The following is a 13,656-nucleotide window of genomic DNA, read 5'->3' as shown; positions in this document are numbered from 1 at the left end:
CCTGCGGGGCGTCCACCGGCGGGGCGGCGACCGCCGGGGGCTCGGCGGGAGCGGAGGACTCGGCCTCCACGGCCGGGGCTTCGGCTCCCCTGCCCTGGCCGCGCAGCGGAGTGGCGGGGACGTAGACGAACGACAGGCTCCGGGTGAACGAGGCACGGAAGGCATCCACCACCGCCACGCCCCCCACCGTCACCGGCTCGGAGGGCACGACTGGCGCGTCCATCCCCGAGGCCTCCTGCCGCTTCGACTCTTCAGCCCGCATCCGCTCCTCGCTCTTTCCAGGCGTCCCGCTCGTGCGCGGGGCCTCCCCTTCGTTGTCGTTCACGGTCGCCGCGGCCTTCAGTCGCGACTCCGCCTCCAACCGTTCGGCGTCCACCGCGCCCGCGGCCTTCGCCAGCGCCGCCGCCGCGGTGGCCAGGGCCTCCGCGACGCGCGCCGCCGAATCCACCTTGTCCGCGGCCTCCGCCGTCGCGGCCGCCTTCGACAGCCGCTCCGTGGACAGGCCGATGGAGCGGTCATACTCGACGCGCAGGTCCGCGTCGGTGAGCATCTCCATCGCTTCGTTCATCCGTTCACGCAGCGCCGCCACCTGATCCGGATCCCCCAGCGCGTACACCGCGATGGAATCCGGCGAATACAGCTCCATCAGGCGCTCGTGGGCCGCGCGGATCTCCGCGTCGCTGGCCGTGGGCGGCACCTCCAGGAGCTCGTAGTAGGTCTGCTGCGCGAAGGGCTTCATGGGATGGCGGACTCGGGGGAAAGGCCGTCGAGCGTCAGGATGCGCGCGGCGATGCGCTTCAGGCCCTGGGACACGGGGGAATCGGGCCGCTCGAGCAGCACCGGCTTGCGCTTGCGCACCGCTCTCCACGCCTCATCGTCGTGGCGCAGGGCGCCCAGGTCATCCATGTCGATGCCGAAGAACTTCTTCCAGGCGGACACCATCGCGGCGCCGACCTTCTCATCCGCGTCCGTGCGCGCCTGGTTCACGACGAGCCGCACGTGGAACGCGGCCAGCTCCCGCTCCAGCCGCTCCGCGTCCGAAGGGGCCTTGCGCCGCACCTGCTCGACGATGTCGTGCAGCGTCCGCAGGGCGCCCTCGCGGGTGGACAGCGCGCCTTCGACCATGTCCTGGATGCCGTAGCGCGCCTCCGTCTGCTGGAGCTTGCGGAAGAAGGCCGCCTTGACGAAGCGGTACGCGTTCTCCACGGACGTGGGCTCCGGCAGCACGACGAGCAGGCCGTGGTCCGCGATGAGGAAGAAATCGAGCGTGTTGAAGCTGGTGCCCGCGCCCAGGTCCAGGATGAGGTAGTCCGCCGTCGTCTGCGTCAAGAGCGTGCGAAGCAGCTTCTGCTTCTGCGCGTACTTGAGGTTCGCCGCGTCCAGCGAGTCCTGCGCGCCGGCGATGAGCGACAGCCCGGGCACGCCGGTGGAGACCATCACCTCTTCGAGGTTCGCCTTCCCGCGCCGCAGGAAGTCCGACAGCGTGGCCTCCGGAGGGCCCACGCCCAGGCAGGTGTGCAGGTTGGCGCCGCCCAGGTCGGCGTCCACGAGCAGCACCTTCTGGCCTGCCTGCGCGAGCGCGACGCCCAGGTTCGCGGACACCATCGACTTGCCGATGCCGCCCTTGCCGCCGCCCACCGCGATGATCCGCCGCGCTCGTGCGCGGCGAGCAAGCCCCGCGGGCCCCGAAGGCGACACGTCATTTCCCGCGTGTGGCGAAGGGCCAGCAAGCGCGGCGGGATTGGCTGGAGGCAAGGGGGCGGGCTTCACGGAGGCTCGCATCAAAGCCCGTCCTACCGCCCGAGTCGACACCCCGCCATTTCACGGCCGCCCCCTGTAGCACCGGCGGCCCGCGCCCCGGCGCCAGGAGGCTCGGGGGGCAGGCGGCCGGAGGACCGTTCGCTGTCACTCGTCGAGCAGCTCGACGTTCCAGTACGACACGTCCGCGAGGTGCAGGAACGGCAGCCACTCGCGGTAGGTGACCTTGCGGATGGCGCCGCGGAACAACGGCGTCCAGCGCGGGCGCACGGGCTTCTTGAGCAGCCGCATCCCGGCCTGTTCCGGCGTCCGTCCGCCCTTCTTCAGGTTGCAGGGCACGCACGAGCACACGACGTTCTCCCACGTCGTCTTGCCGCCCTGGGTGCGCGGGTTGACGTGGTCCAGGTTGAGCTCGGGGCGGGGCAGCTGCTTCGCGCAGTACTGGCAGGTGTCGTTGTCGCGCGCGTAGATGTTGAGGCGCGAGAAGCGCACCTTGGCGCGAGGCAGGTGGTCATACGCGCCGAGCACGAGGACGCGCGGGACGCGGATGGTGCGGTCGATGGTGGTGATGCTGTCCTGGGTGGCGCTGAGGGCGGCCCAGTCCTCGAACTCATACAGGCGGTACTGCTCGTCGATGGCTTTGGCGACGCCCTGATACAGCAGGGAAAAAGCCCGTTTGACCGACGTCACGTGAACCGGTTGGTAGTACCGGTTTAAAACGAGCACGGCGCTGTTGATCATGGCTGGCTATCCCGAACGGGCGGCCGCCACAGCCTGCGCGACCTGCCCCAGGTCCTCCTCTGAGAGACACCGGACGTCGAGAACCACCTCGTCATCCGCAATCCTGCCAATAACCGGCACCTCGGCTTCGCGCAGACGTTCCAGGAATACTTTCGGCGCTACTACGGTGAGGCTGCAAGCGTAGGAAGGCAACCGGGACAGAGGCATGGCCCCCCCTCCCACCTGTCCATCCACGGACACCACGCGGCCCACAATGCCGCGCGCCGCGAGCAGGGCCGCCAGGCGTTCGGCACGGGCTTGCAACACAGCCGGTTGCTGGGTGAGCAGGCTTTGAGTGGGGACCGCCTCCGGGCGGCCATCCCGGTACAGCTCCAACGTCGCCTCCAGGGCCGCGACCGTCATCTTGTCGACACGCAGCGCACGTGTGAGCGGGTGGGATTTGATGCGCTTGAGCAGGTCCGCCCGGCCCACGATGACGCCCGCCTGGGGTCCGCCGAGCAGCTTGTCGCCGGAGAACGCAACGACGTCCGCCCCGTCACGGATGGCCTGTCCCACGGTGGGTTCCGGAGTGAGACCCGGGCCGGACAGGGGCACGAGCGCGCCGGAGCCCAGGTCCTGGAACACAGGCACGTCACGGGAGCGTCCCAGTTCGGTGAGCTCCGCGAGGGACGCCTCTTCCGTGAAACCCACGAGCGCGAAGTTGGAGCGGTGCACCTTCACGATGAGGCCGGTGTCCGGGCTCAACGCGTTGGCATAGTCCGCGCGGCGGGTGCGGTTGGTGGTGCCGACCTCCACGAGCTTCGCGCCGGACTGGCGCATGACGTCCGGGATGCGGAAGCCGCCGCCGATCTCGACGAGCTCGCCACGGGACACGATGCATTCGCGGCCGGAGGCCAGCGCGGCGAGGATGAGGAGCACGGCGCCCGCGCAGTTGTTGACCACGATGGCGTCCTCCGCGCCGGTGAGCGTGCGCAGGAGGCCGATGAGCGGCGCGTAGCGGCTGCCCCGTTCGCCTTCGTCCAGGTCGTATTCGAGGTTGGAGTAGCCGCGAGCGACAGCGACGACGCGCTCCACGGCTTCGGGGGCCAGGGGTGCGCGGCCCAGGTTCGTGTGGAGCACGACGCCCGTGGCGTTGATCACCGGCCGCAGGTTCGGCGTTGCCAGGGAAGCGAGCGCGGCCTCCACGTCCGCGTCCTCGAAGGGGCGCAGGTCACCGGCAAGGAGCCGGGAGCGCACGCGTTCGACAGCGAGCCGCAGTGCGGCAACCGCGCGCGCATGGGGAAGGTTCGCGAGCCGGGACTCCAGCGACGGCCGCCGGAGGAGTTGTTCGATGGAGGGAAGGCCGCGCAGCAACGCGTTCTTGCCATCCGGGGGGTTCGACGCAGCGCCCATGCCCCGGACTCTACTCCGCCCTTCCCAGCCGTGTCAGAGAACAATCCCAGACATCAAAACGTCACCATCCGCCGTAGGGAACCGTGATGGCTTCCATGTAGTGACCGCTGGGGTCCTGGAAGTAGACCCCACGGCCTCCGTCATGGGTGTTGATCTGGTTCTCCTGGTGGCCGAACGGGTCCGCCCAGTGCTGGATCTTCCGCTCGCGGATCTTCGCGATCAGCGAATCGAAGACCTCCTCCGTCACCAGGAACGCGTAGTGCTGACCGGAGATGGCGTCCTTCGTGGTCATGTAGTCGAGCGACGCCCCATCCGACAGCTTCACCACGGTGAAGTGCCCGAAGCGCGTGGGCTCCGGAAGCGCGAGCAACTCCGCGAGGAAGCGCGCGGACGCGACCTGATCCTTCGAGTGGATGATGGTGTGATTGAAGCGGACAGACATGGTGGGCCCCCTGCATGGACGACGAGGTTCATCCATACCCCACTCCGCAGGAGCTTGTGCATGGCTTCTTGTTGCCCTGGGGCCCTCTTGTAAGGCCATGCCTTTCCATCGAAGCATCGGCAGTTGAAAGTCATTGGCCGAAGGGGTGAGTCATGGCGCGTTCAAAAGCCAAGGCGGCGAAGCAGAACAGCCCTGCTCCATCCCCCGTCCCGTCCGCCACAAGTCTTTGAACCGACATTACCGACAAGCGTCCTGGGCAGGCCCTGAGCGAGTCTGTAGAAATGGGGGCAATCATTGGGCGACTGACACGAGCTCCAGCTGTCGGGGGCACGTTCAGCGCCAACACAGGAGCAACCATGTCAAGCATTCTGCGGAGTGTACTGGCAGCAATCTTTCTGGTGGGCTGTGGTGTGGCGACCGATGTGGCCCCAGAGGCAGAACTCGCTTCCAGAAAGGATGGAATCTCTGCCTGTCTTCCGGGGGCCGCTCCGTACTCCACCTGTAGTGGAGGGAACGGCGTCTGCATCTATGTCGAGAATGGGAGTTCCGACGCCGACTGCCGCCCTTTGTGCAAGTTTGGCTGCGGCAAAGATGATTGCTGCACGGGTTATGGGCCCGCAGACTACTGCAATTCGCATAACAGAGGCTGCCCCAGCTACCCGCCGCCGCAGTAGTCGTTCCCGACCTCCTGCGCGGAGTTTCCTCACTTCGGCTGTATGTTCAGATGACTCGCCTGCTGGGCATCGGAGAGGCCACAGTCAGGCGAGTGCTGCGGCTAGCGGCGAGGCACCGCGTGGTGGAGCACCAGCGGCCACAGCTTCGCCAATTCAGCGCGCAGCACCGTGGCACTCGCGTAACGCTCCTCCGGGCGCTTCCGCATCAGCCTGACCACGACCTGCTCAAAGGCCTCCGGAAGCTCCGGACGCAGCTTCCTCGGAGGCACGGCCGTCTCCTGCACGTGCATCAGCATCAGCGGCACCGGCTGAGCATGGCGGAACGGCAGCTGTCCCGTCAGCAGCTCATACGCAACCACGCCCAACGCATACAGGTCCGTGGCCGGTGACACCTCCGACCCCGTCACCTGCTCCGGCGCCATGTACTCCGGCGTTCCCAGCGTCGCGCCCTGGGCCGTGTTGCCCATGACATGCGCGCTCTTGGCCAGGCCGAAGTCCATCAGCTTCAGCACGCCCGTGCGCGTGATGAACAGGTTCCCCGGCTTTACGTCCCGGTGCAGCACGCCGTGCGCGTGCGCGTGCTCCAGCGCCACCGTGGCGTGCGTCAGCCACCGTAACGCATTGGCCAGCGTGGGGCGCCCCTCCATCATCACCTGCCGCAGGTCCCTCCCCTCCAGCAGCTCCACCGTCAGGTAATGCCGCTCTCCATCCGAGCCCACGTCGAACACATGCAGGATGTTCACGTGCTCCAGCGCCCGGGCGTGCTCCACCTCCTGGCGGAAGCGCGTCACCAGCGCCTCATCCGCGTACGGCACCGCCAGCACCTTCAGCGCCACGCGCTGCTGCTTCTTCACATCCAGCGCCTGGTACACCGCCGACGTACCGCCCACGCCCAGCCACCGCTCCACCTGGTAGCGCCCCGCCACCACCTGCCCCGGGACCAGTCCCTGGTGCAGGGGTGACGGAGGCCGGGGCGTCACCGCCCCCTGGAGCAACGTCCCGCCCGGTGACACGGGCGTGCGCACCTGCGGCAGCGTCGGCTCGGACCCGTCCTCGGCCACGGCGTTGCCCGGTCGCGCGTGCAGCGCCTCCGGGCCCAGGTAGGTCAAGCCTCCGCTGTCACGATCCTTGGCGCTCACGCCTACGGCTCCAGCAACGAGACCGGTGCCGGCGCACCCGCGCCTTCGAGGTCAAGGTGCGGAGTGGGCAGGTTGTACTCCGCGGCGGCGAGCGTGGCCTCCACCATGATGGGGCCCGAAATCTCAGACGGCTCACCCTGGCAGAGCACCTCCACCACGTGCTCCAGCGTCCACTTGCCCATGCGGCTCACCTCCAGCCGCTGGCCATTGAACTTCGCCGTGTCCGCCAGCTGCTCGCTCGCGGTGAGCTTCGCCTCCACCGAGTCACCCAGGTAGCCACGCGCCAGGTTCAGCACGCGGTCGATGACCGCGTTCCAGGCCTGCAGGTGCGTGCGGTCCTGCGCCTCGTCGATGATGTCCAGGCCCACCTGCAGCCGCTCCATGCGCTCCAGGAACTGCTGCACCAGCTTGCCCCGGATGACGCGGCCGTGCTGCGGCGCAATCATCTCCACCGCGGGCGTGAGCTTCCGGATGGCCGCCACCGCGCGCACCAGCGCCGAGTTCACCGGCATGTAGATCTGGTGGAACGCCCGGATGCCATTCCAGTCGGACTCGTCCGCCCAGAGCCCCTGCGCCTTGCTGTCCGTCAGGCCGCCGAAGAGGTCGCCCGTGAAGAGCACCCGCGTCTGCGGGTCGTACAGCATCACCGCACCACGGAAGTGGCAGAACGGCGAAGGCACCGGCAACAGCTTGTGCCCCGTGGGCACGCTCAACCCCGCCGTGAACTTCTCCGTCGGGATGAAGCGGTTGCGCGGCAGGTTGAAGTGGACGATCAACCGCCAGGTGTCCTCGGAGCACAGGATGCTCGCGCGCGGCGAGTAGCGCGCCGAGATGATGTTCGCGGACGACCCCACGTCCGGATCCTGGTGGTTGATGAAGAGCGCCGACAGGCGGTCCATCCCGCCAATCAGCGACACCACCTTGGTGTGGATGGTGGAGAAGTCGCTGCTCGACCCGGGGTCGATGAGGAGGTTGAACTCGGAGGGTTTCTTCGTCCGCGTGTCCGTCCCCTGAAAGCGGCGCAGGTACGGGTTCGCGAAGAAGATGCCGCCGGGCTCGCGCTTCCCGACCCAGAAGGTCTCGGGGGCGATTTCGACGGCGGTGCGGTTGAGGTCTATTTGTTGGGGGCTGGGGGCGCTGGGCTGGCTCATGGCGTGTTTCCTTCACGCAAACGAGGGGGGTGGAAAAAGAAGACGTTCTTCCCACCCTATCAGTCCCACTGCGCTCCCGAGCCTCTTCCCGCGTCCGCGGCCGCGAGGGCATGAGCGCCGCTTCTCGCTCTGCCGCCCCACGGCAATCAGGACCAATTCAGTCCTCGCCAGACTCCTTGCCTGGCCGGTCGTCGAACAGCTGCACCCAGCGTCCGTCAAACCCGCCGTTCTGAGGCAGATACCACCCACCCGGGAGCCAGAAGCCCTGCTCCTGCCCGTCGATGTCGTCCGTCACGCCCGAGTGCATGAAGTAGTCGTGCTGCCACCAGTACGCATTCGCGGACGCCGGGTAGCCGCTGGCGCTCGTGCGCGTCTGCCCCCTCGAGTCCACCACCGTGCTCGCCCAGGCCTTGTCGCCAAACGAGCCCCCGCCCCCACCCGTGTCGGACGCCTTGTCGTTCAGCTCGAACGTGCCGAAGAACCACGCCTTGGACGGGTAGCCCTCGCGGTCGTCCTGGTTCTCCACGTCCCGCGTCTTGGAGAAGAAGCGCTGCATGCCCGCGCGCACCTCCGCCTGCCCGGCCTCGTTCACCACGGGGCTCTCCAGGAAGAAGAACCGGGGTGAATCCGCCAGCCAGTGCGTCGCATAGCCCCCGAACTCCCAGTGCGTGGGGAGGATGTCCGCCAGGTCCTGCAGCTCGTAGGTGACGCGCTTCACCGCGGGCCAGTTGGCGGAGTCCCCGTTGTCGTAGCGGCTGGCCAGCGCGTCCGCCGTCGAGTACCGCAGCGGCTGCGCGTTGAACGCCGACACCGCCGCCCCGTCGTCCTCCGGCACGAAGACGTAGTGCAGCTTCTTGCGCCCGTCGTCGTTGTTCACGTCGGCCTCCGCCTTCCCGCCGGACGCCATCCGGCCCGCGAAGAACGAATACGGGTCCGTCACGAAGCGCAGCTCCTGCCCGTGCGGCGCCAGCAGCTTGTCGGACCACTCCGCCTGCCAGATGAGCAGGTGGCTGCCCGTGCCCGTCTGCATGAACTGGAGGTCACCGCTGCCCTGCCGGCGCACCACGTTGCGCTTGTGCTGCGTCACCACCGCGAACGCCACGGACTCGCCGCTGCCCGGGTTGCCCACCACGTTGCGGACCTGGAGCTCCACGCGCTCCCAGTCGTGCAGCTGCCAGTTGCCCGCCGCGTTCTTGTCCAGCGCGTGATACAGGTGATACACGAGGACGAGGTTCTTCCCCCCGTCCATGTATTCAATCAGCGACGTGTACAGCGTGGGCCGGATGCGCCACCTGTCGAAGGCGCTCGGCCCCGTGCGCGACGCGTCCACGTACTGGTTGATCTGCTTCCAGTGCAGCTTGTTGTTGGAGAAGTCCCCGTCCTGGTCGAAGTCGAAGTTCGTCAGCCAGTCGTAGCCGTGCTCGTTGCCGTTGCCATTGGCCCGCTTGAAGATGACCGGCGCGTAGTACCGCAGGAACGCCTGGCGCTGCGCGTTCGTCAGCGACCAGGCCTGCGCCTCGGCTTCCGCCGGAAGACACAGGCCCACCAGGGTGACGACTGCCAATGCCAGGGGAGCGATTCGTGCTGGGAGGGGGAGCATGGCGGCCGACGAAATCACGGCCCGCCCGTCCCCCTCCACAAAGAAAGCCCGAATTCAGGCTTCAGCCAGGATTACACACTAACGCGATGCACTAGGCATCACCGGCACCTTGGGCGCGCGGCCGTAGAGCAGCTGGTAGGTGTTGTAGGAGCGCAGCACGCGCTTGATGTAGCCGCGCGTCTCCGCGATGGGGATCTCCTCCACCCACGCGTCCAGCGGCAGGTCCGGGCTGGCCGAGCGCCAGCGATTCACCGCGCCGGAGCCCGCGTTGTAGCTGCCCACCGCGTAGGGCGTATGGCCCTTGAACTTTTTGATCAGGCCGCCCAGGTAGTGCGCGCCGAAGCGGATGTTCAGCTCCGGCTGGAGCAGCGCGTCCACGGTGAACTTCTTCACCTTGAGCTCACGCGCCACGCCCTTCGCCGTGGACGGCATCAGCTGCGTGAGGCCCATGGCGCCGGCCCAGGACAGGGCCTTGGGGTCCAGCGCGCTCTCCTCGCGCATCAGCGCCTGGAGCAGGTCCGGCTCCACGCCCGCGGGCGCCGTGTGCTTCTCAATCAGGTCGCGGAACGCGTTGGGATAGGCCACCTCCCACACCGGCCGCGTCTGCGCGGTGATGCGCCCGCTCAGGTCCTTGCGCAGCGCGAGCCGCGCGATGGCGTGCGCCGAGCGCGCGTCGCCGGACTGCGACAGCACCATCACCAGCAGCCGCATGGACTCCGGCGGCTGGTTGGCGCGGTTCACCAGCATCAGCTCCGACGACACGGAGTCCGGGAAGCCCAGCCGCAGCAGCTCCACGCCCGCGCGGAAGTGCGGATCCTCCCCCATGGGGCCCGCGAACATCGGCCAGGGGCTGGCGGCCTCGGGCACGTCGAAGATGGACGCGGACACGGCCTCCAGCCGCTTCGGGTCCAGCTCGCCCAGCTTCGAGCGCGCCATCAGGCCGTAGTACGTGGCCGGGTGCTCCACCGCGAGCTTCTCCATCAGCTCCGCGGCGCCCTGGATGTTGCCGCGCTCCTCCAGCGTGCGCGCCCGCCAGTAGCGCGCGCGCTCCACGTCGTAGGACTCGTCCGCGTTGGCGAACTGCGCCTCGATGCGGTCCAGGAAGGAGAAGCCTCCGTCCTCCACCTTCGACGTGCGCGCCACCCAGAAGGCCTTGAAGAGCGCCTCGCCCAGGAAGTCGCCCTTGGGGTACAGCCGCGCCACCTCATCCAGGCGCGCCATGGCCTCCTTGGGGCGGTTCGTCTTCACGTACAGGTCGGCCGCGTAGAAGAGCGCGTCGTCCGCGAACGAGTGGTCCGGGAACTCCTTCGCCAGCCGCTCGTAGGTGTCCGGGCCGTGCTGCTGATCCACGATGGAGCGCGACGAGCCCAGCACGTACAGCGCGCGGGCCAGCAGGTCGCGGTCCTTGCACTGCGCCACCACCGGCGTGAGCACCTGGATGGCGGCCGTGTGCTGGCGCTCCTTGCGCTGCCCCTTGCCGAACGCGAAGTGCGCGCGGCACGCGAGCGCGTCCGGCAGCTTCAGCGTCGCGAGCATGGGCTCCAGGATGGCCATGCCCTGCTTGTTGCGGTGCGCTTCAATCAGCGCCTCCGCGCGGCCCACCTTGGCCTCCGCGGGCGGCGTCTGCCCCTTGAGGCGCTTCTCCACCTGCTTGACGATGGGCGACAGCGGCTGGCTGGCCCACAGCTTCCACAGCGCGGCCTTCTCCGCCGCCTTGTCCTTCTTCTCCACCGCGAGGTCCGCCGTGGCGATGAGCGCCTCCGCGCCCACGTTGCGGCCCCAGCCCGTCATCGCGCGCTGGGTGAGCGGCGTCAGCGCCTCCATGGCGCCGTCGTAGTCCTTCTTCTTGCGCAGCACGCGCGCCAGCCCCAGGCGCGCGTCCACGTACATGCGCGAGCCTTCCGGCACCTGCTTGAAGCTGGCCGCCGCGTCGTCCAGCCGGCCCTGGGACTCCAGCGCCACGCCCGCGTGCGTGAGGCAGCGGTCCTTCAGCGCCGGGTAGTCGTTGGCCAGCGCCGCCATCTCCGTGGCCGCCGCCTTGTCGTCCCCGGCCCGCACCGCCGACAGCGCGCGCAGGTAGCGCACCGGCGGGCTGTCCCCTTCACCCTCCAGCAGCGCGCGCGCCTGGGTGTACTGGCCCTTGTCGAACGCGTCCTTCGCGTCCCGCTTCTTGCCGTCCGCGAAGTACGGCGTCAGGTCCTCCAGCCCGTAGCGGCGCCCTCGGTGCACCACCGGCGTGGGCGGCACGATGCCCGGGAAGGCCGGGTTGAACACCTGCACGTAGCCCACCGGCAACGGCGCCTTGTCCGCGTCCGGCGGCGGCGTCAGCTGCGCCTCCGACGGCGCGTTGTCCGTGCGCGTCGTGGGGGCCTGATCCGTGTCGCCATCAGGGGCCGGAGCGGCGGCCGGTGCCGCCGGAGCGGGAGCGGGAGCCGTGCTGGAGTCAGCGGGGGCGGGAGCCTGCGCGGTCAGCAGCGCCGCGGAGGCGAGGAGGGCTAGATGCTGGAGGGACACTTTCATTCGCGGGGGCCTCGGGGACCCTGGGTGATGCGCTCGGGCACGCCCGAGGACAACTGGGGATGGTTGGAAAATTTCCAGCCCCTGACAGAGGTTAGACTGTCCGCCTGCACATGGATATCCGCACCCAGAGCGCTCTACTCGCTTCCATCATCGGTCTGGCGCTGGGCGTGTCCATGTTGTTGCGCCCCCAACGCCCCCGGGTCCTGACGCTCTACTCCGTCTTCACGCTGACGGTCGCCGGGTACTACCTCAGCCTCTTCTTCCACAGCATCTTCCCCGCCCAGGACTACCGCTGGGTGTCGCGCATCGCGCTCGGGGCGACGGTGCTCGTCGTCTCCCTGGTACCCGGGGCGGCGGTCGCCTTCTTCCTCGAATTCCTGGGGGTCAGCAAAAGCGCCCATCAGGTCGGCCGGCGGCTCGCCCTCCTGTCCGGCGTGCTGGGGCTGACGGTCGCCGTTACACCGTTGGCGGACAAACCATGGGCCCGGTTGGCGCTGGGTGCCTGGGTGCTGGGCACGCTGTTCACTTCCGTGTCCTTGCTGGTGCACCGGGTGCGCACGACGGAGTCGCGCATCGAGCAGTTCCGGCTGGCGTACCTGGCCATTGGCGCGGGCGCGGCGGTGCTGTTCAACGGGTTGGACTTCCTGTCGCGCAACGACATCCCGTTCCCCACGCTGGGCCCCGTCTTCGCGACGCTCTACCTGTTCTTCCTCGCCCAGACGCTGTTGCGGCTGCGGCTGATGGACCTGCACGAGCTGCTGGGGAAGATCGCCTCGCAGACGGTGCTGGCCATCATCCTGGCGTCGGTGTTCACGGTGCTGACGGCGTGGGTGGACGAGAACACGTCGCTCTTCGTCTTCAACACGGTGGTGGCCGCGTTCGTCATCCTCATCCTGTTGGATCCGCTGCGCACCAAGGTGGAGGAGATGGTGGTGCGCATCTTCTTCCGCGAGCGCTTCGCGCTGCTGGGTACGCTGAGCACCCTGCGCGTGCGCATGGCGTCCGTCATCGAGATTTCAGAGCTGGCGCGCGTGGTGCTGGACGCGCTCCACGAGACGGGGCGCGTGACGCACGCGTCGGTGTACCTGATGGCGGAGGACCGGCCCGGGTACCGGCTGCTGGATTCGCGAGGGCCGCTGCCGGTGGCGCTGCTGGACACGGCGGCCGCGCGCGGCGTGCTCTTCGCGGTGGCCAGCGGGCAGAAGGCGGTGCTGCTGGAGAACATCGAGCGGCGCATCTCCGTGATGCGGGTGCAGGCGGTGGAGGGCAAGCGCTTCCGCGACGAACTGAAGCGGCTCAACGACACGCGCGCGGCGCTGCTCCAGATGAAGGCCGGCATCAGCGTGCCGCTGATGGGCAACGACCGCGTCATCGGCTTCCTGAACCTGTGGGACGAACGGGTGCCGGAGGCGTACGCGTCGGATGAAATCGCGCTCATCCTGGAGGTCTCCGAGCGGATGGCGACGGTGCTGGAGAACTCCAAGCTGTACGAGAAGATCCGCGAGCGGGACCGCCTGGCCGCGCTGGGTGAGATGGCGGCGGGCCTGGCGCACGAGATCCGCAACCCGCTGGGCGCCATCAAGGGCGCGGCGCAGTGCCTGGACCCCAAGAAGCTGCCGGGCGAGGACGGCGAGTTCCTGGACGTCATCGTGGAGGAGGTCAACCGGCTCAACGGCGTGGTGACGGCGTTCCTGGATTACTCGCGGCCGCTGAAGCAGAACTTCGGGCCCACCGACCTCAACGAGGTGGTGACGCGCACGATGCGGCTCATCCAGAACGACATGCCGGCCACGGTGGAGCTGGCGGTGGAGCTGGATCTGCGCCTGCCGCGCTCGGAGGGTGACGCGGAGCAGCTCAAGCAGGTGTTGATCAACCTGGTGCAGAACGCGGTGCAGGCGCTGGGGCCGCAGCCGGGCCGCATCACGGTGCGCACGGAGAAGCCAGAGCGCTTCGGCGACCTGCGCAGCGCGGGCGGCGAGTTCGTGGAGGTGCGCGTCTCCGACACGGGCCCGGGCATCCCGGCGGATCAGCAGCCGCACATCTTCGTGCCCTTCTTCACGACGAAGCAGAAGGGCACGGGGCTGGGGCTCGCCATCTGCCAGCGCATCGTGAAGAACCACGGCGGCAGCATCAGCGTGCAGAGCAAGGCGGGCGAAGGCACCACGTTCATCATCCGCCTGCCCGCGCTGCCTTCCGAACCGGTGGAGGCCGCGCTGCCGGACGGCACGCCCGTGCCTGT

The 13,656-nt window shown here is 68.6% G+C and carries 10 protein-coding genes; 1 reads left to right on the top strand and 9 read right to left on the bottom strand.

What is annotated here, in order from left to right; translation table 11 throughout:
- The 9 genes from D7X55_RS23650 to D7X55_RS23610 form a co-directional block, all read right to left on the bottom strand.
- Positions 1-739: J domain-containing protein (locus tag D7X55_RS23650; RefSeq protein ID WP_147470183.1), on the bottom strand; the 739-nt coding region annotated here is incomplete at its 3' end.
- Positions 736-1,782: a P-loop NTPase gene (locus tag D7X55_RS23645; protein WP_233610013.1), complete on the bottom strand. Its 1,047-nt coding sequence runs from the start codon at positions 1,780-1,782 to the stop codon at positions 736-738. The genes D7X55_RS23650 and D7X55_RS23645, both read right to left, overlap by 4 nt.
- A gap of 123 nt (positions 1,783-1,905) precedes the next feature.
- Positions 1,906-2,499, bottom strand: a complete 594-nt coding sequence (locus D7X55_RS23640; RefSeq protein WP_120547365.1) for an HNH endonuclease — start codon at positions 2,497-2,499, stop codon at positions 1,906-1,908.
- A gap of 6 nt (positions 2,500-2,505) precedes the next feature.
- The gene (gene selA, locus D7X55_RS23635; protein WP_120547366.1) at positions 2,506-3,891 is read right to left on the bottom strand and encodes an L-seryl-tRNA(Sec) selenium transferase; all 1,386 of its coding nucleotides are present in this window, start codon (positions 3,889-3,891) and stop codon (positions 2,506-2,508) included.
- Between the two features lie 61 nt (positions 3,892-3,952).
- Positions 3,953-4,333: a VOC family protein gene (locus D7X55_RS23630; RefSeq protein ID WP_120547367.1), complete on the bottom strand. Its 381-nt coding sequence runs from the start codon at positions 4,331-4,333 to the stop codon at positions 3,953-3,955.
- Between the two features lie 775 nt (positions 4,334-5,108).
- Positions 5,109-6,146, bottom strand: coding sequence for a serine/threonine-protein kinase (locus D7X55_RS23625; RefSeq protein WP_120547368.1), 1,038 nt, complete (start codon positions 6,144-6,146; stop codon positions 5,109-5,111).
- A gap of 2 nt (positions 6,147-6,148) precedes the next feature.
- The gene (locus tag D7X55_RS23620) at positions 6,149-7,297 is read right to left on the bottom strand and encodes a hypothetical protein (protein ID WP_120547369.1); all 1,149 of its coding nucleotides are present in this window, start codon (positions 7,295-7,297) and stop codon (positions 6,149-6,151) included.
- A 157-nt stretch (positions 7,298-7,454) separates the two neighbouring features.
- The gene (locus tag D7X55_RS23615) at positions 7,455-8,861 is read right to left on the bottom strand and encodes a hypothetical protein (protein WP_233610012.1); all 1,407 of its coding nucleotides are present in this window, start codon (positions 8,859-8,861) and stop codon (positions 7,455-7,457) included.
- A 114-nt stretch (positions 8,862-8,975) separates the two neighbouring features.
- Complete coding sequence (locus tag D7X55_RS23610; RefSeq protein ID WP_121724265.1) at positions 8,976-11,417, bottom strand: transglycosylase SLT domain-containing protein; 2,442 nt, start codon at positions 11,415-11,417, stop codon at positions 8,976-8,978.
- A 110-nt stretch (positions 11,418-11,527) separates the two neighbouring features.
- Between D7X55_RS23610 and D7X55_RS23605 the strand changes: the two genes are divergently transcribed.
- The coding region (locus D7X55_RS23605; protein ID WP_121724264.1) for an ATP-binding protein at positions 11,528-13,656 on the top strand (2,129 nt) is incomplete at its 3' end.

Origin of the sequence: Corallococcus sp. AB049A (genome assembly GCF_003668885.1) — a bacterium.
GTDB lineage: Bacteria > Myxococcota > Myxococcia > Myxococcales > Myxococcaceae > Corallococcus > Corallococcus interemptor.
This window is presented reverse-complemented; position numbering and strand designations above follow the sequence as displayed.